The organism is Escherichia coli, assembly GCF_036503815.1.
GTDB classification, from domain to species: domain Bacteria; phylum Pseudomonadota; class Gammaproteobacteria; order Enterobacterales; family Enterobacteriaceae; genus Escherichia; species Escherichia coli_F.
Genome location: NZ_AP027764.1, coordinates 2600965 through 2619699, shown reverse-complemented (window position 1 = coordinate 2619699; position 18735 = coordinate 2600965). Strand labels below are relative to the sequence as shown.

Below are 18735 nucleotides of genomic sequence, written 5' to 3'. Positions count from 1 at the left end.
CAAATAACACCAGAGTGAATTAATAACATGCTGTCAGTGATACGCATATTTTATCTAACAAAGCTTTAGTAAAATTCCGCGGAGTAAGAAGATTCCGCCAAAGATTCCATATAATATTAAGGTTGTTATGAATAAAGGTAATAGATTACAACAGTTAGAAGATATGTGTCGTGATATTATTAAAATTAATATGTGGTATGAACTCCCCGAGTATGTATTTTTTTTAATATCTGACATCATCGATGGGACGAGTGATGAATTTGCAATAAATGTGTATAAAAATATCGACAGAAGTCTTCTTGAAATATTATTGCATCCATCTGTTTTACTGTCAGTTGTTGAGTCCTTGCAAAGTAATACTATAGCTGAGTATATCGTGAAATTGTGTGGAATTGAGATAGATTATGACGACTTACTAATATCGGATGTTAAATCATGTCTTTTTATCAACTATGGATTCAATAACAGTGAATCGGTTGCGCTATTTAATAAGATTTACCGCGAATTAAAAGATATTGTAAAATCATCAAGAGTACATATAGATCATGAGAAAGATATTTTTGATGGCCTTAATCAAATCTTGGCTTTTTCCGATAATAATAAACATGAGTATTTTTTATATATAAAGGCATATTGGCTCAGTTTATACTTTTGTGAAATTTCACAGAACGTGAGAGAAAGAGATAAGTTGTCATTTTATTATAATGAATTTTCTGTCCGATTTCCTAATGTTGTCCTATATCCGTCATGCTACAAATTGTAAGGCTTGGCACCTGAAATTCATTGTTAATTCGAGACGCTTGATTGTCCACTATATCAAAACAGTCATACCTCGGAATTTTCTCACATTAGTCCATACGGTATTCAATTTTCGCAACTGTGCCCTGAAATAAAAAACTGCAAAACTGCTTTTTCTTGATCTGTCCCAATCACGCAAGACTACTTTTAGTAGAGATCTCTAGCCATATCGATTTTAGTGCCGCCCGCGCATTTTATACAAAACAGGGCTTTATCAATGAGGCGATAATACGCAATTACTATGATGTTGGTGAGGATAAATTAATCTTCACTAAAAATATGCAATCGTGAGATAAAATATGTTTTTAACTCATATGGAAAATTGCTTAAGCAACTTGGTTGCTGCATATGATTCTTTAGCCCGCCGTAACTCGCTTCCCGCTGGTAACAAACGTGCCAGCACCTAAATGATGTAGTGTATTGAGTTTGTCATCATCAAACTGCCAGCGGCCTTCGACAAATACTCGTGCGTCTGCCGCTGCCGATACCACTTCGCCAAATAGCGTATCGTATTTTTCTTGCGCAGAAGTCGCTGGTAGCAATCGACACTCCATCCACGCCAGACATTTCTCTTCAACCAGCGGCAATCCAAGCACCGGACCTTTCACAACCGGAATGCCATAGCAATTAAATTTATCTTCTTCACGACCCGACACACTTCCCACCGCCCACGTCCAGTTAGTCGCCGCAACGCCCGGGATAACGATGCCAAATTTACCGTTACGCTCAATCAACTCCCTGGTCCATGTCGATTTATCTACCACAATCGCCACACGTGGCGGTTCAAACTCTACCGGCATCGACCAGGCCGCAGCCATCACATTACGTCGCTGAGATTTATCATCGAAACTGGTTATCAAAACTGTGGGGCCATGATTTAACAGACGGCTGGCATGGTGTAATTCGACAGGGATGAATCGGCTCACGGTATCGCCTCGCTAAGAAGGGTGTTTTAAAAGCGTAGCTCGTAACGCAATAAGTAACGAAATTAACGGGATTGGCGATTTGCGAACGTGATGCATGTCCGCGATCGCACAAAATAGCCGGTGCGGCGTCTATTCCAGGTTATAAATTGAGAAAACCACAAACGGAAACGCCTGATGACGCCCATTCTGAATCACTATTTTACCCGCATTAACTGGTCGGGAGCGGCTGCGGTCAATATCGAAACGCTGCGCGCATTACACCTGAAACACAATTGCACCATTCCATTTGAAAATCTCGATGTTTTGCTGCCGAGAGAAATGCAGCTTGATGATCAATCGCTGGAAGAGAAATTGGTGCTCGCCCGGCGTGGTGGTTACTGCTTTGAGCAGAATGGCGTGTTTGAGCGGGTGTTACGCGAGCTGGGTTTTCAGGTACGCAGTCTGTTAGGGCGCGTAGTGTTATCTAATCCGCCAGCATTACCGCCGCGCACCCATCGTTTGTTGTTGGTGGAACTGGAAGGGGAAAAATGGATTGCTGATGTCGGTTTCGGTGGACAGACGCTAACCGCGCCGATTCGTTTAGTTCCCGATCTCGTGCAGATCACGCCACACGGAGAGTATCGGTTGTTACAGGAGGGTGATGATTGGGTGTTGCAGTTTAATCATCATCAGCACTGGCAGTCGATGTACCGTTTTGATCTCTGTGAACAACAACAAAGTGATTATGTGATGGGGAATTTCTGGTCTGCGCACTGGCCGCAATCGCATTTTCGCCATCATTTGCTGTTGTGCCGCCATTTGCCGGACGGTGGCAAACTGACACTGACCAATTTTCATTTTACCCATTATGAAAATGGGCACGCGGTGGAGCAGCGAAATCTAGCGGATGTGGCGTCGTTATATGCCGTGATGCAGGAGCAGTTTGGTCTGGGCGTAGATGACGCAAAGCATGGCTTTACTGTGGATGAACTGGCGTTGGTGATGGCGGCGTTTGATACGCATCCGGAGGCGGGGAAATAGTTTGTGCCAGGGGCCGGATGCGGCGTAAACGCCTACAACCGGCCCACATTAGCCCGGTTGTAGGCCTGATAAGCGAAGCGCATCAGGCAACGGTATCAAAAATCAATGGCCCATTCAGCATGGAAAAGAATCACCGCCGTGCCGGAAATGGTAACTTTCTCCGGTTGGTTATCTCGAATTGTCACCGTCACATCAATCACGCCGTCACGCCCCAGTGCGCGCCCCTGATGGCCTTTAACACGCAACACGCTGCCATCGTGGGGTAGTAAGTTGTGATGTACCAACCATGCGCCCATCGGGCCATTGGCATTCCCGGTCACCGGATCTTCCACAATACCTATCGCTGGTGAGAACATACGACCATCGGTTTCATTTTTGCCAGGGCGGATCTGGAACGGGAAAAAACCATTGCAGCCAATCTGTTTGCTGATAGCGGTCAGCGCAGCAAGATCAGGCGAAAGGGCGTCGATATCCACTTCTGGTTTCAGTGGGATCATTACTTTTGAGTGTCCTGTGGTTGCCACCTGGATCGGCAAACCCGGCAGAATATTGTCTTCGGTAAGATGCAATGCGTTGAGAATTGCCGCCCGTGTTTCACCTTCCAGCGGTGGCTCAAAGCCCGGCGTACCTTGTTCCAGCGAAATACGATAATCATCGTTATGCTTTTCGATAGTCACGCGGTGTTTTCCTGCCAGTGACGTTTGCCAGACCATGCAATTTCCTAAACCTAACACCTTTGCACGTACATAGTGCGCAGCTACTGTCGCGTGACCACAAATCGGCACTTCAACCGTTGGCGTAAAGTAGCGGATGCGCACATCGCTGTCGTCGCTGTGCAGCAGAAAAGCAGTTTCCGAATGACCTAATTCGCGGGCGATAAGCTGCATTTGCGCTTCACTGAGATTATCGGCGGGGAAAACAACACCGGCAGAATTGCCGCGAAACGGTTGAGCGGTAAAAGCATCGACGTGATAAACCTGCGGTTTCATTAACGTTCTCCTGTGGCTGGAGAACTATCATAGCCTGTTTAGGGCACTTTTCTGAATTAATCCCTGGCAAGCCATGTTGAAATAACTATCAGGATAAAATGGTTAACTTTATATATTGCCTCACAGGGATAGCTTTATGAAGCAAGTACAATTTGACTGGCAAGGGATAGAAACGGCGGCCATTAATTATATGGTGGCTTCCGTGAAACATGTACATCAGGAACACCCAAGCGAACATATCTACGGCGCTATGTTTCATTGTTTCTATGGGGATGGGGACGTCATTGACTGGCCTTGTCTGGCAGTTGGCACCGAGGAAAGCTTGGCCTCTATTGTTACTGTTTATCAGCAAAATGGATTTACACAAACCGTCGAAAAACTCACACAGGACTTACGCTGGTCGCCTGCAGACCAGAAGCACAATGATGAACCTAACAGAGTATGCGAGCAATGGGCTAATGAATGCCATGAATTCGCTGCAATTAATGGAACATTTGATGCCTGGAATGAGGTGTATGAGCAATTTTTGCGTGTTTTTCCGAAAGCGGCCAAAAAAGCACGATTACAACTCTTACGTGAAGGGGTAGTGGAGAAAAACTTTATCGCCATAGCCTCTGATGAGGTTGGAGAGTTGATCCCGTTAAGTCTGACAAAAAAACAAATATTACAATATTTCCCTGAATATTCTCAGGCTAAACAGGAGAGGCAATATCTGAAAAGTTTGCCTTTACAAGCACGGATAGCAGAATTAATCGCGCAAATATTTGGCAGAAAACCCCCGGGTCTACTTTTAGACGATTACGAAGTATTACTCAAACAACTAGGTCAACTGGCGTTACCTGCTTTGCTGCAAGAAGTTAAAAATGCAGACAAAGCATGGAATGCCTGTAAATTGATTGCAGAAATTAATGAATCTAATGAGAATGTGATTGCTGTTCTGACAAGCCTGCTGGACGATCAAACTGCCGATGGGAGTAACCGCTGTTGGGCTGCTGCGGCCATAGCGCGGCTTGGGCATATGAATTTATTGGCAGAACACATTTCCCAACTCCCTGTAGAAATTTTTGTTCGTGGAGTAACAGCTCCATATCTGGCATTTCGAAACCATGGACGTCATTTACCCTTAGATTATACCCCGTTAGAGTTTGTCCTTAGTCATCATCCAGAGTTGGTTGAAGCCATAGCAAAAGAAATGGCACCTGGAAGAGGCTTTTGCACCATCACCGCCAATGAAGTACCCACTGCTCGCGCTGGCTTAGCTTCATCCTGGCCCTGTATTCAATTCCATGCTCAATATGTTTTGGAAGAGTTTGAAGATAATCATTAAGGTTGAAACCGCCTGGTTTTCTGTCAACGTATAGCGAGAAACACAGGCGGTTTTTAAAAGCAGAATTATCGCCGCGAGCGCACAATCTGGTACCGACGAGTAAAGTACTCAAAAGGCGCGCTCCACACATGCACCAATCTGGTGAACGGAAAGAGCAGGAAGATGGTCATTCCCAATACCAGATGCAGGCGGAAAACGAACGCTACGCCGTTAAGCATTTCTGACGATCCACCACGGAAAGTGACAATGCTTTGCGCCCAACCCACCAGCTTCATCATTTCGCTACCATCAGGATACTGTGCTGAAAACGGTATGGTACTTAGCCCCAGCAGACACTGGATCAGCAAAATGCTCATGATGATAATATCCGGCGTGGTGGAAGTAGCACGCACACGCTGATTTGTCAGCCTGCGCCACAGCAGTCCTGCACCGCCAATCAACGTCAACACGCCGCAAATACCGCCGAGCACCATCGCCATCAGTTGTTTCGCTGCCACTGGTAAAAACCACGCGTACATCCAGTGCGGTGTTAACATGCCGAACAGATGACCGAAGAAGATCCCCAGAATGCCGATATGGAACAGATTCGACCATATCACCATCCCGCGTTTATCGAGCATCTGGCTCGAGGAGGCGCGCCAGGTGTACTGCCCGTAGTCATAGCGCAGCCAGCTGCCAAGGAAAAACACCGTCGCACAAATGTATGGGTAGATATCGTAAAAAAAGACGTTCAGATACTGAATCATTTCCCACCTCCCGCACTGATGTCGACGTACTGCGGCGCGACATCCTGGCTAAAGCGTCGCTGATATTGATTAAGCGGCGAGCTGTCACACGCCGTGGCGTTATCTTCAATAAACTTCACCTGTTCTTCTTCCCACACCGCATCCAGTGCCTGGCGGGTGTCGTCACGCTCTTCACTACGAATTTGTTTTGTGACACTGTCACTTGACAGGGGACTTCCTGCCAGTTGCAAAAGGGCGTCAAATAACGCGTACCACGGTGTCTCGCGTTGTTTTAAGCGTCCGCCAAGCAGGGCGAGGATCGGCGCAACGTTGAGTAATCCTTCTTTTGCCTGATCGTCCGGCAGCACACTTAAGTACTCCAGGTATAGCGGCAGATAATCGGGCAGTTCCCGACAATCCAGTTGCAGACCGACCTTTTCATACTCCGCCAGCAGGTCCACCATTGCCTGGCCTCGATCGCGGGATTCGGCATGAACATGTTCGAACAGCAGCAGCGACGTGGTGCGCCCGCGGTCGAACACTTCACACCATTCGGCCTGTTTATCCAGCAGCGGCGCGTTGAGCAGGTCGAGTGCAAAATCGGTGAGCATCGGTGCGTCGCGGCGGATCAACGCCAGCGCGTCCTCCTTACATTCCCACAACAGCTCGTCCGGATACTCCATCAACAGGCCGATCACTTTGAGGATCTGCATTATTCGCCCTCCGCTTTGTCGCGCACTTCGGTGATGTTGATGGCATCGATACGGCTACTGTTGAACAGGTTGAATTTGCTGTCCGAGCCGTGGCAACCGTCGCCAAAGGTAAAACCGCAGCCATTGCGTTCTGCGAAGGCATCGCCCGCCATTTCCCGATGACTGGTTGGAATGACAAAACGGTCTTCATAGTTGGCAATGGCGAGGTAGCGATACATCTCTTCGACCTGGGCGACGCTCAGGCCTACTTCGTCAATGGCGCGGGTATCGGTAACGCCTTCCACGGTTTGTGAACGCATATAGTGGCGCATCGCCATCATCCGTTTCAGCGCCCGCAGTACCGGACCGGTATCACCGGCACTCAACATATTGGCGAGATATTGCACCGGAATACGCAGGCTTTCGATGGCGGGCAGCACGCCTTCGCTTTTCGGCAAGCCGCCCGCATCAGCGTAAGACTGAATCGGTGACAGCGGAGGAACGTACCAGACCATCGGCAGGGTGCGGTATTCAGGGTGCAGCGGTAACGCCAGTTTCCAGTCCATCGCCATTTTGTAGACTGGCGAACGCTGGGCAGCTTCAATCACGTTTTGTGGAATACCTTGTTTCAGGGCTTCTTCGATCACTGAGGGATCGTGCGGATCGAGGAACACTTCGCACTGGCGTTCATAGAGGTCAACTTCGCGCTCGGTGCGCGCCGCTTCCTCGATGCGGTCGGCGTCGTAAAGCAGCACGCCAAGATAGCGAATACGACCCACGCAGGTTTCTGAGCAAACGGTCGGTTGACCGGACTCAATTCGCGGATAACAGAAGATGCATTTTTCTGACTTACCGCTTTTCCAGTTGAAGTAGATTTTTTTGTACGGACAACCGCTAATGCACAAACGCCAGCCACGGCATTTGTCCTGATCGATCAGCACAATACCGTCTTCTTCGCGTTTGTAGATCGCGCCGCTGGGGCAGGTCGCCACACAGCTGGGGTTGAGGCAGTGTTCGCACAGGCGCGGCAGGTACATCATGAACGTGTTTTCAAACTGACCGTACATCTCCTTTTGCATGGCGTCAAAGTTGCGGTCGCGAGCGCGTTTTTCGAACTCACCGCCCAGCAGTTCTTCCCAGTTTGGCCCCCAGATCACTTTGTCCATCCGTTTGCCGTCAATCAGCGAACGTGGGCGGGCAGTAGGAATGTGTTTACCTTCTGGCGCGCTATGCAAATGTTCGTAGTCGAAGGTGAAAGGTTCGTAGTAATCGTCAATCTGCGGCACCACCGGGTTGGCGAAGATTTTGGTAATCACCCCCATCTTGCTGCCCAGACGCGGGCGGATCTTACCGTTGACATCGCGGACCCAGCCGCCTTGCCACTCTTCCTGATCTTCCCAGTTTTTCGGATAACCAATGCCCGGTTTGGTTTCGACGTTGTTAAACCATGCGTACTCCATGCCTTCGCGTCCGGTCCAGACGTTTTTACAGGTCACCGAACAGGTATGGCAGCCGATACATTTATCGAGGTTAAGCACCATGCCGACTTGCGAACGTATTTTCATTTTTTCGCCTCCTGTACCTGATCGCGACCTTCATCATCCAGCCAGTTAACGTTCTTCATCTTGCGGATCATGATAAATTCGTCGCGGTTCGAGCCGACGGTGCCGTAGTAGTTAAAGCCCCAGGCCAGCTGCGCGTAACCGCCAATCATATGCGTTGGTTTTGGGCAAACGCGGGTGACCGAGTTATGAATGCCGCCGCGCATGCCGGTTACTTCCGAACCAGGAATATTCATAATGCGTTCCTGAGCGTGATACATCATGGTCATACCCGGCGGTACACGTTGGCTGACCACCGCGCGGGCAGTCAGCGCGCCGTTGGCGTTAAACACTTCCACCCAGTCGTTATCGACAATGGTCAATTCACGGGCATCGGTTTCGCTGATCCAGACAATCGGTCCACCGCGAGAGAGCGTCAGCATTAGCAGGTTTTCACTGTAGGTTGAGTGAATGCCCCATTTCTGATGCGGCGTCAGGAAGTTAAGTGCTCTTTCCGGGAAGCCGTTTGGCGGTATCTGGCGCATTTCACTGACGCTACGGGTGTCGATAGGCGGACGATAAGCCACCAGGCTTTCACCAAAGGCACGCATCCACGGATGATCCTGATAGACCTGCTGGCGTCCCGACAGCGTGCGCCACGGAATTAACTCATGAACGTTGGTGTATCCGGCGTTGTAGGAGACGTGATCGCTTTCCAGACCAGACCATGTGGGGCTGGAGATAATTTTACGTGGCTGCGCCTGAATATCGCGAAAGCGGATCTTCTCGTCCTCTTTGTGCAGCGCCAGATGGGTATGTTCGCGTCCGGTGATTTCGCCCAGCGCTTGCCACGCTTTGACCGCCACATGCCCGTTGGTTTCCGGTGCCAGCGCCAGTATCACTTCTGATGCATCAATGGCGGTGTCAATCAGCGGTCGCCCCTGTGCCGGGCCATCACGCTTGGTGTAATTGAGTTTGCCGAGGAAATCGATTTCATCCTGGGTATTCCACGAAATCCCTTTACCGCCGTTGCCAAGTTTGTCCATCAATGGCCCGAGCGAGGTAAAGCGATCATAGGTAGCAGGGTAGTCGCGTTCCACCGCTACAATATTGGGCGCGGTTTTACCCGGGATCAGATCGCATTCGCCTTTGCGCCAGTCGAGCACTTCACACGGCTGGGAGAGTTCTGCCGGAGAGTCATGCAGTAAGGGTTGTAATACCACGTCGGTTTCTTTGCCAAGATGCCCTACGCACACTTGCGAAAATGCTTTGGCAATACCTTTGTAGATTTCCCAGTCGCTGCGTGATTCCCACGCCGGATCGACCGCCGCAGAAAGCGGATGAATAAACGGATGCATATCCGAGGTGTTCATATCGTCTTTTTCGTACCAGGTGGCGGTGGGCAGAACGATATCGGAGAACAGGCAGGTACTGGACATACGGAAGTCGAGCGTCACCAGCAGGTCGAGCTTGCCTTCAATCGCCGCAGTTTGCCACTCGACTTCTTCTGGTTTGATCCCGTCGCTGGCACCGAGTTCCTCACCCTGAATCCCACTTTCGGTTCCCAGCAGATACTTCTGCATATATTCGTGGCCTTTGCCGGAGGAGCCAAGCAGGTTAGAACGCCAGACAAACAAATTACGCGGATGATTGCTGCCGCTATCTGGTTGTTCGCAGGCCATGCGTAAATCGCCCGATTTCAGCGCCTGGGCGGTAAATTCTGTGGGGGATAATCCGGCCTTGTCGGCTTCAGCTTTAATCCCGAGCGGGTTACGCCCCAGCTGCGGCGCAGAAGGTAGCCAGCCCATACGTTCGGCGCGAACGTTGAAATCAATCAGATGACCGCTGTACTTACTGGCATCGGCGAGCGGTGAAAGTAACTCCTGAGCAGAGACTTTTTCATAGCGCCATTGGCTGGAATGATTGTAGAAAAACGAGGTGCTGTTCATCTGGCGCGGTGGTCGGTTCCAGTCGAGCGCAAAGGCCAGCGGCAACCAGCCGGTTTGCGGGCGCAGTTTTTCCTGACCGACATAGTGTGCCCAGCCGCCACCGCTTTGCCCGACACAACCGCAGAAGATCAGCATGTTGATCATCCCACGGTAGTTCATGTCCATGTGATACCAATGGTTGACGCCAGCACCGAGGATAATCATCGATCGCCCATGCGTTTTATGGGCGGTATCGGCAAATTCGCGGGCGATGGTTTCAATATACTGGCGCGGTACGCCGGTAATTTGCTCGCCCCAGGCTGGGGTGTAAGGTTTGATTTCAGCGTAATCTTTCGCGCTGTTTTCATCTTCCAGCCCGCGATCGAGGCCGTAATTTGCCAGTACCAGATCATAAACGCTAACCACCGGACAAGTGCTTCCATCGGCGAGCGTCAGATTTTTCACCGGAAGCTGGCGCACCAGTATGGGATCATGTTTTACGCTGCGAAAGTGTGGATTTTCAATGCCGCCAAAGTAGGGGAAGGCCACGCCTGCAACAGTGTCGTGTTGACCGAGCAAGGTTAACGCTAACTCAGTTTCTGTTCCGGCGGCGATAGATTCCAGGTTCCATTTGCCTTTTTCGCCCCAACGAAAACCAATCGAACCGTTAGGCACCACCAGTTCACCCGTAGTATTAACTGCCACGGTTTTCCACTGCGGATTGTTGCTTTCGCCCAACCCATCCACCAGGTCAGATGCACGGATCATCCGTCCGGGAACGTAGCTGCCATCGTCGCGCGGTTCCAGCATTACCAGCATCGGCATGTCGCTGTAGCGGCGGCAGTAATTGATAAAGTAGTCGCTGGGATTATCGAGATGGAACTCTTTTAAAATCACATGGCCCATTGCCATTGCCAGGGCGCTATCAGTGCCTTGTTTCGGTGCCAGCCACTGGTCGCACAATTTGGCTACTTCAGAGTAGTCCGGGGTAATGGCGATAGTTTTGGTACCTTTGTAACGTACTTCGGTAAAGAAGTGGGCGTCTGGTGTGCGCGTTTGCGGTACGTTAGAACCCCAGGCGATGATATAGCTGGAGTTATACCAGTCGGCAGATTCTGGCACGTCGGTTTGCTCGCCCCAGGTCATCGGCGAGGCAGGCGGCAGGTCGCAATACCAGTCATAGAAACTTAAACAGGTGCCACCTAACAGCGACAGATAGCGTGTTCCGGCGGCGTAAGAAACCATCGACATCGCCGGAATCGGCGAGAAACCGGCAACGCGATCAGGACCGTAAGTTTTGATGGTCCAGACGTTAGCGGCGGCAATCAACTGGTTTAGCTCCTGCCAGTTGGAGCGGATAAAGCCGCCACGCCCACGCACTTGTTTGTAGCTCAGGCACTTTTGCGGATCGTTCATAATCGATGCCCACGCCAGTACCGGATCGCTGTGTTGCTTGAGGGCTTCGCGCCACAGTTCAATCAGTCGTTTACGAATGAGCGGGTATTTCAGGCGGTTAGCGCTGTAAAGATACCAGGAGTAACTTGCGCCACGCGGGCAGCCGCGAGGTTCATGATTGGGCAGGTCAGGGCGAGTGCGCGGGTAGTCGGTCTGTTGGATTTCCCAGGTCACCAGACCATTTTTAACGTAGATTTTCCAGCTACAGGAGCCTGTACAGTTAACGCCGTGGGTGGAACGCACGATTTTGTCGAACTGCCAACGCTGGCGATAGCTGTCCTCCCAGTCGCGGTTGCTATGCATCACCTGTCCGTGACCATCGGCAAAGGTTTCGCCCTTTTGTTTGAAGTAGCGAAAGCGATCCAAAAGTTTACTCATGACATAACTCCTGCTCCAGGAATGAATTGGGATCTGATGCCTTGTCGGATGCGACACGGTTGTAGCCTGATAAGACGTGTCAGGCATCGATTTCTTATTTTTGGCTGAACTTCCGCCGACCATAAACCAGCCAGGTCAGCAGCACACAAACGATGTAGAAGATCAAAAACACTTTCATCGCACCTACCGGCGAGCCGGTCATATTGAGCGACATGCCAAACGCCTGCGGAATAAAAAAGCCGCCAACTGCGCCAATCGCTGAGATAAAGCCCAATGCTGCCGCCGTTTCGGTGACCGCTTCCCGCTGAGCCTGTTCATCGCTGCCGCCTTTCATCTTGACGCGATAAATCGTTATCTGGCGAAAGATGACAGCGATCATCTGGAAAGTAGAACCACTTCCCAGACCCGCGGTCAGAAACAGCCCCATAAAGACGGCGTAAAATGCGATGAAATTACCAGAGCCTGTGCCCGGTAAGGTAAGGAAGAGCAGTGCACTGAAAATCGCCATAAAAATGAAGTTGATCAACGTCACCCGCACGCCGCCAAATTTATCGGAAATAGCACCACCAACCGACCGCGCGATGGCACCGATAAATGGGCCAAAGAACGCCAGACGCAGAATATTCACATCCGGGAACTGGGTTTTCGCCAGCATGGCAAAACCCGCAGAAAAACCGATAAACGAACCGAAGGTGGCGAGATAGAGAAGACTGAGCAGCCAGAGATGCAGACGTTGTAATACAGGCAATTGATCGGCGATTGACGCGCGTGAACTGGCGATATCATTCATCCCTAACCAGGCGGCAATAGTGGCAATCGCCAGTAATGGCACCCAAATCCATGCGGCATTCGCCAGCGACATCACCGAACCGTCGGCCTGTGGTACGCCATTGACACCGAGAAAGGCAAATACGGGGATAAAAATCACCAGCGGCGCAACCAGCTGCATCACGCTTACGCCTAAGTTTCCTAATCCACCATTAATCCCAAGTGCGCTCCCTTGTTTGGCTTTTGGGAAGAAGAAACTGATATTGCCCATGCTCGAAGCAAAGTTCGCCCCTGCAAAACCGCATAGCAAAGCGATAACGATAAATATCCCAAAAGGAGTATTCGGATTCTGCACGGCAATTCCGAGCCAGACGCAAGGAATAATCAGGATTGCAGTACTAAAAACCGTCCATCGGCGTCCACCAAATATAGGCACCATAAAGGAGTAGGGGACACGCAATAATGCGCCAGAAACGGAGGGTAATGCGGTTAATAAAAAGAGTTGATCGGTAGTGAAATTAAAACCGATTTTATTGAGATTAACAGTAACTGCGCTAAATAGCATCCAGACACAGAAGGCAAGAAGTAGACAACTGACTGATATCCAGAGGTTTCTTCGTGCAATATGCTTTCCTTTATTTTCCCAGAAGGCCGGGTTTTCTGGTTTCCAGTCGCGCAAAAGATAACGACTATTTTTCTCATTTTGCAGTGCCATATTGTTCCTCACATGTACACATTGGTAATGAAAAAAAGACAAAACAGGAGGTAAGGCGCAATAGCCAGTTATTAGAATTAAGGATGAATTAGGTGAAGTGCTGATTGAAAGAATAGATAAGAAAGCGTAACCGCGGGGGCAGAATGGGGATTAAGCAGACAGATATGTGTTACTAAATGTAACTAACAGGCTAACCTTCAAACGGGGGTTAATCTTTGAACGTATGCCATGTTTCAACCCTTCAGATCGTGAATCTAAAGGGTTGCATATTAACTATATTCTTAATAAGACCAGACACTTATAGAATTAGTGATGATTTATTCACTAAAAAGGCCATGAGCTGGAGGAAAACGATCTGTCCAGAAAGTCTATCGGTTCCTCTCTTATCGCCTCATTGTAATAATCGTTATTACAGTAAGTATTGTTTATTTCATCTAAGGTCATATTTTTAATTTTTATATTCATCTGATTTACAACTTCTTCTGTTTTATAAGTGTGTATATTATATGGGGTGTATGCTTCTTTAAAAGTATAGTGAAACAATTCGTTATCCACATCTACTCCGTCAGAGTGAACTTCAAATGCACCAGGCGAAAGAATTGCCAGGCCAGTATTAAGCTTAAGTGCTGGGGAAAACAAATTAAATAACATGAGCTGCATGGTAGGGCAATTGTTCTTCCCAGAAACATTTAAAAAATTTAAGTTTTTGCTCTGTTTTATTATGGGGAATAAAGTTCCAATATCGGATGTATTCTTAGTGTCAATGCGGGTTATTTTATTATTGTCCAGCCTTAAACTTTTGATAGATGAAAGATAAGTCAGGAAATGAAGGTTTATTTTTTTCAACTGATTGTTCGCAGCGTTTAATGTCTGTACATTGCAGAAGTTGCTAAAGAATATTTTAATTTCAGAAAGCAAGTTGTTGTTGATAAGTAACGTATTCAAGTTGGGAAATAAGGCATTATGTAAACTTGTTAGTTTATTATGGGATAGATCCAGAAGTAAGAGTTCATCTTTATTTCCTGTAGCAATATCAGTTAATTGATTGTGGCTGAGATTCAGGTACTGCAGCCTTTCGCAACATTCTAATTGCACAAACTCTAGTTGATTATGTGCCGCACTAAAATAAGTAACTGATGAAAGCCCATCTATATCAATATTTCTGAGAGCATTATTATTCACAGATATATGTTTAATGCTTACATTTCTGCCTTGAGGAAAATTTATAGACTCAAGAGCATTACTATTCAGACTAAGGTTGATGAGTTTATCGTAGTTGGTTGCATCAAAATGTTTGAGTTGGTTCTCATCAAGATTGATAGATGTGAAGTTTTGCAGTCCTGGTGGTTGGGTGGTTAAATTAAGTCCAGATAAATCAATGTCATTCTGCTTCGATAAAAAAGCACGGTTTATCCTTTCTGCCGCTTCTTTTCGGCATTCTTGACGATGAAGTTCACCTGTGACTATGCATTCTTCTTTCCATTTATTCAATTCATGCATCCAGCTATATAAATTCTGTTCTGGGAGTCGCTGTAGGGACTGCTTTGTTTTAAAAAAGATTAAAGGAAACTTCATAACTACTCCATGGCAATAATATATTTTTTGATTTATTATCCTTGATAAATCAGGATATTTTTTATAACTCTGTGGTAAAGGATTGGCTTAACCAATTATGAAATGTTGGTCCATAACCTAAGGAAGTTTTATTCTCATCATAAATGTAATAACAGATAGGGGTGCCTGTTGCGTCCTTGAGTTCTGAGGATGAGGATGAGGATGAGGATAGGGGAGTGTCGTTATCAAACCGACACGCGCGATACATAGGCAGAATAGCTTTTAATTCTTCTTCAGAAAGTGTTGTTTCTTGTTCTGTTAAAGTTAAATTGCTGAAATAAGGTTTTGAACGGTAACGAATCGACATTGAATCATTGTTTTCTTTATTATCACCTTCAGTATTTTTGCTTACTTCTACAAGATGCTTATTACTAGTATCGATATTTTTAATTGCTAGATCATAAGATATCTTAATGGTCACTTCATCAATATTATCAACTAAATCCATTATTGCATTCCAGTACTGCATTTGTGCAATAGGATCATTGTTAATACCGTTAACTGATAAATACCAAAGATGTTTTGATGATATTAACTCATTAATGTTATCTGTTGGTAATAAATTGTTATTACTTAAGTCTAAATATTCTAGTATCGCAGTGCTTTTAGCGTTTAAATTTGCAATATGGTTGTCGTTTAAAGCGATTTTTTTCACCATGGGGTGATAGTGTAATTTAAGATCATTGATCATATTGTGACGAGCACTTAACTCAATCAGAGATTCTTGTTGAGAAACATCCAGCGATGTTAGCTGGTTATTATCAAGGTTAAGAAATTTCAGTTTATAACTGTCAGAAATATTAATTTCTTTTAGATTATTATTTTGCGCTTCCAGATTAACCAATGAATGCTGATTTTTTAAATCTAAACTTTCCAGCTTGTTGCAATCGATATAAATATTTTCCAGTTTTGATTCATTTGGAAAGGTTATCGTTTCAATATTATTCAAGGTGAGGTTGATATTGATAAGACTAGCATTGTCGCTAAAGTCAAGGAAAGTTAGACAATTCCCCTCCAAATTCAATGCTTTAACTGTAGGGGGGATAGGCGGTAACTCACTCAAATCAAGATATGACAAATTAAGAGATTCCATGTTTGAGTTGTAAGCTTCATTAATTCGCTCTAGAATAGTTCTTTTTTCTACGCCATTATTAAGCGATTTCTCACCCCATTGTGCCAGTTGTTCAAAAAAATTGCTGGCGATGGTTTCTCTGTTAGGTAATGCGTTATTCACTTGATAACTGGCATTATTTTTTACACAAGCTGTATTAATATTGGTCATAATCACTCATCAATAAATATTATACTAAGATGTCCCCGGAGGGTATGGAAGAATATTAATTGAGGTGAATGACCAGAAATATCAAAAATTGCTCATTTTTACTTAAGGAGTCATACAGCAGCACTTAAATCAAAAACCAGCCCAGAGAAGGGCTGGTCAGGAGAGGATGTTAGAACTGATAGGTAATGCCCGTTGCGACGATGTTATCGGTGCGAATATCTACGGCACGGGTAAAGTCGCTTTCATCGATCAGGTTGATTTTATAATCAACATAGGTCGACATATTTTTGTTGAAGAAATACGTTGCACCAACGTCGATATACTCAATCATGTCCTGATCGCCGTAACGCCCCAGATCTCTGCCTTTTGATTTCAGGTAAGCGAGTGATGGGCGCAAGCCGAAGTCGAATTGATATTGGGCCACCACTTCGAAACTTTGTGCTTTGTTAGAGATATAACCATCACCATAGGTGGTCATGTTTAATGTTTCAGCGTAATTAGCTGCAAAGTAAATGTTGTTGGCATCATATTTTATACCTGTTGCCCACAGTTCTGCATTCTTACCGGAGGCATTGAGAGGATTAGCCGCTGCTCTTTCCTGCGCATTTGTCCGATCAGATTTGGTATACACAGCACCGATCCCAAAGCCATCATAAACATAAGTTGAGGAGATACCGAAACCGTCACCATTGGCACGCGTATAGTCAGCACCATAAAGATGAGCGTTATCAGAGCGTTCATTTTTGCCTTGATATTGTGCGGCAAAGTTCAGCCCTTCAATTAAGCCAAAGAAATCGTAGTTGCGATAGGTTGCCACACCAGTGGTACGATATGTCATGAAGACATCTTTCTGGCTCCAGGTATCGCCACCAAATTCTGGCAACATATCGGTCCATGAACCAATGTCATAACCGACACCGTAGTTACGACCATAGTCCAGAGAGCCAAATTCACTAATTTTTAAACCTGCATAGGCAAGACGGGTTTTGTTGCCGCGCGAGCCGTTGGCTTCATCGTTATAGCCTTTAAAATCATATTCCCAGTGACCAAAACCAATCATTTGATCATTGATTTGCGTTTCTCCTTTAAAACCGAGACGGGCATAAGTTTTATCACCATCGTCACGCTTATCATCAGTAAAATAACGTAGAGCGGTAACCTTGCCATAAAGGTCGAGTTTATTACCATCCTTGTTATATACTTCGGCAGCATGTGCTACGTTCGCAGCTAACAAACCAGTTACAACCACCGCAACTATTTTTAATTTCATTTAACAGTATCCTTTTAATTATCGTTAAACCTATTTTCTAAACGAATTTTAAACGGCGTCATTTACAAATGACATACTGTTTTTAAAATAGAATGGTGATTAAAAACAATGAGAATACTAGATGAAATAATATTATTTGTCGATATGTGATCGAAGTCGAAATGAGATATAAGGTGAATTACTGGTATTTGAAATTTATTTTTTATTATTGTCGTAATTTAGCGGGTTAACTGCCGGGTGCTATGACCCGACAATAATTTTATCCACGACGTGTCGCCAGCCAGCAGAGCAGGGAACCGCCGCAGACCATCAGTGCGCCTTGCCAGAATGAGAACGATAGCGGAGCACTAAGCAGTACCGCAGCAAGCGCCGACGAAAGTACGGGCGTAAAATACGAACCTACTGCCATAATGGTGACGTTGCCATGTAAAATGCCAACGTTCCACGCAGCGTAAGCAAATCCTAAGGTAAATGCCGCAGAGATGAGTTTAATCATGACGGGTGCGCTAAATACCATTTCTGGTTGTGGCGTGAGAAAATAGTAAACCCACAGACTTGCTCCTGTCAGCAGGACAAAAACGGTTATTCCATTAAATCCGCGTGCGTATTTATTCGTTACTGTACAATAAGCTGCCCAGATAAAAGCGCCAATGAACGCCAGGAAATAACTTAATGGACTGGTGGTAATATTATTGATGATTTCATCATAGTGTAACCCATTGTCACCGCCTAACACCCAACAGACACCGACCAGGGCTAATAATAATCCAGGTACAATCAGCCAGTTGGTTTTCTGACCATTAAACAGAATGGCAAAGAGAATTGTCAGACTGGGCCATAGATAGTTCACCATACCTACTTCAATCGCCTGATGACGGCTCGCCGCATACCCTAAGGAAAGCGCCAGACAGATTTCATAGCTGACGAATAACAGACTCCCGGCGAGCAAATAGCCTTTCGGGATCTGCCGAATTCGCGGAAATCCAACCGTGAAGATTAACAGCAGCCCGCTTAATGAATAGATAGCAGCTGCGCCGCCGACCGGGCCGAGCCCCTCACTGACACCGCGAATCAATCCTACCATTGTGCTCCACAGGACGATCGCTATTAGCCCTATGAGCGTTGCTTTTTGTCGTGTCATGCTCGCTGTTTTGTCTCTCTTGCCGTTAAAAATTAAGCTGAATTTTATAGCATTTTTTTAACTGGCCTGTCAGGCAGTGGTGCGTTTTTCTACCGCTATTGAGGTAGGTCAATTTGCGCAGGCGGATTATTTTGTGGCAAACAGCTGTTCTTTTTGATTTCGCGCA

General features: G+C 46.7%; 14 protein-coding genes. 3 read left to right on the top strand and 11 right to left on the bottom strand.

All coding sequences use genetic code 11. The features are described from left to right. Positions 1-127: 127 nt before the first annotated feature. Positions 128-763, top strand: a complete 636-nt coding sequence (locus AABJ99_RS12570) for a hypothetical protein (protein WP_032184207.1) — start codon at positions 128-130, stop codon at positions 761-763. Between the two features lie 391 nt (positions 764-1154). On the opposite strand, the gene yddH is transcribed toward AABJ99_RS12570, so the two are convergent. Beyond that, positions 1155-1724: a flavin reductase family protein gene (gene yddH, locus AABJ99_RS12565; RefSeq protein WP_039021774.1), complete on the bottom strand. Its 570-nt coding sequence runs from the start codon at positions 1722-1724 to the stop codon at positions 1155-1157. Between the two features lie 174 nt (positions 1725-1898). Between yddH and nhoA the strand changes: the two genes are divergently transcribed. Then, positions 1899-2744: an N-hydroxyarylamine O-acetyltransferase gene (gene nhoA / locus AABJ99_RS12560; RefSeq protein ID WP_039021775.1), complete on the top strand. Its 846-nt coding sequence runs from the start codon at positions 1899-1901 to the stop codon at positions 2742-2744. Between the two features lie 95 nt (positions 2745-2839). Here nhoA and yddE read toward each other — a convergent pair whose 3' ends face one another. Then, entirely contained in the window at positions 2840-3733 is an 894-nt protein-coding gene (gene yddE / locus AABJ99_RS12555; protein WP_160523774.1) for a PhzF family isomerase, read from the bottom strand. 136 nt (positions 3734-3869) lie between these two features. Here yddE and AABJ99_RS12550 point away from each other — a divergent pair, with 136 nt between their 5' ends. Further along, complete coding sequence (locus AABJ99_RS12550) at positions 3870-5060, top strand: DUF4303 domain-containing protein (RefSeq protein WP_039021777.1); 1191 nt, start codon at positions 3870-3872, stop codon at positions 5058-5060. 65 nt (positions 5061-5125) lie between these two features. Here AABJ99_RS12550 and narI read toward each other — a convergent pair whose 3' ends face one another. The 9 genes from narI to yddG form a co-directional block, all read right to left on the bottom strand. Further along, positions 5126-5806, bottom strand: coding sequence for a respiratory nitrate reductase subunit gamma (gene narI / locus AABJ99_RS12545; protein ID WP_000617115.1), 681 nt, complete (start codon positions 5804-5806; stop codon positions 5126-5128). Next, the gene (gene narW / locus AABJ99_RS12540; RefSeq protein WP_032303006.1) at positions 5803-6498 is read right to left on the bottom strand and encodes a nitrate reductase molybdenum cofactor assembly chaperone; all 696 of its coding nucleotides are present in this window, start codon (positions 6496-6498) and stop codon (positions 5803-5805) included. Before narW ends, narI begins: the two co-directional genes overlap by 4 nt. Continuing rightward, positions 6498-8042, bottom strand: coding sequence for a nitrate reductase subunit beta (gene narH / locus AABJ99_RS12535; protein ID WP_039021778.1), 1545 nt, complete (start codon positions 8040-8042; stop codon positions 6498-6500). The genes narW and narH overlap by 1 nt, the downstream gene beginning before the upstream one ends. After that, positions 8039-11779 (bottom strand): nitrate reductase Z subunit alpha, encoded by a 3741-nt coding sequence (narZ, locus tag AABJ99_RS12530; protein WP_039021779.1) that lies wholly within the window; start codon positions 11777-11779, stop codon positions 8039-8041. The genes narH and narZ overlap by 4 nt, the downstream gene beginning before the upstream one ends. Before the next feature lie 94 nt (positions 11780-11873). Beyond that, positions 11874-13262: a nitrate/nitrite transporter NarU gene (gene narU / locus AABJ99_RS12525; protein WP_001207897.1), complete on the bottom strand. Its 1389-nt coding sequence runs from the start codon at positions 13260-13262 to the stop codon at positions 11874-11876. Between the two features lie 324 nt (positions 13263-13586). Next, positions 13587-14837 carry a leucine-rich repeat domain-containing protein gene (locus AABJ99_RS12520; RefSeq protein WP_039021780.1) on the bottom strand — a complete coding sequence of 417 codons (1251 nt, stop codon included), beginning with the start codon at positions 14835-14837 and terminating at the stop codon, positions 13587-13589. A 61-nt stretch (positions 14838-14898) separates the two neighbouring features. After that, the gene (locus tag AABJ99_RS12515; RefSeq protein WP_039021781.1) at positions 14899-16158 is read right to left on the bottom strand and encodes a hypothetical protein; all 1260 of its coding nucleotides are present in this window, start codon (positions 16156-16158) and stop codon (positions 14899-14901) included. Between the two features lie 169 nt (positions 16159-16327). Then, positions 16328-17428: a porin OmpC gene (ompC, locus tag AABJ99_RS12510; protein WP_032184219.1), complete on the bottom strand. Its 1101-nt coding sequence runs from the start codon at positions 17426-17428 to the stop codon at positions 16328-16330. Between the two features lie 259 nt (positions 17429-17687). Then, positions 17688-18569: an aromatic amino acid efflux DMT transporter YddG gene (yddG, locus tag AABJ99_RS12505; protein ID WP_072039648.1), complete on the bottom strand. Its 882-nt coding sequence runs from the start codon at positions 18567-18569 to the stop codon at positions 17688-17690. Positions 18570-18735 lie beyond the last annotated feature (166 nt).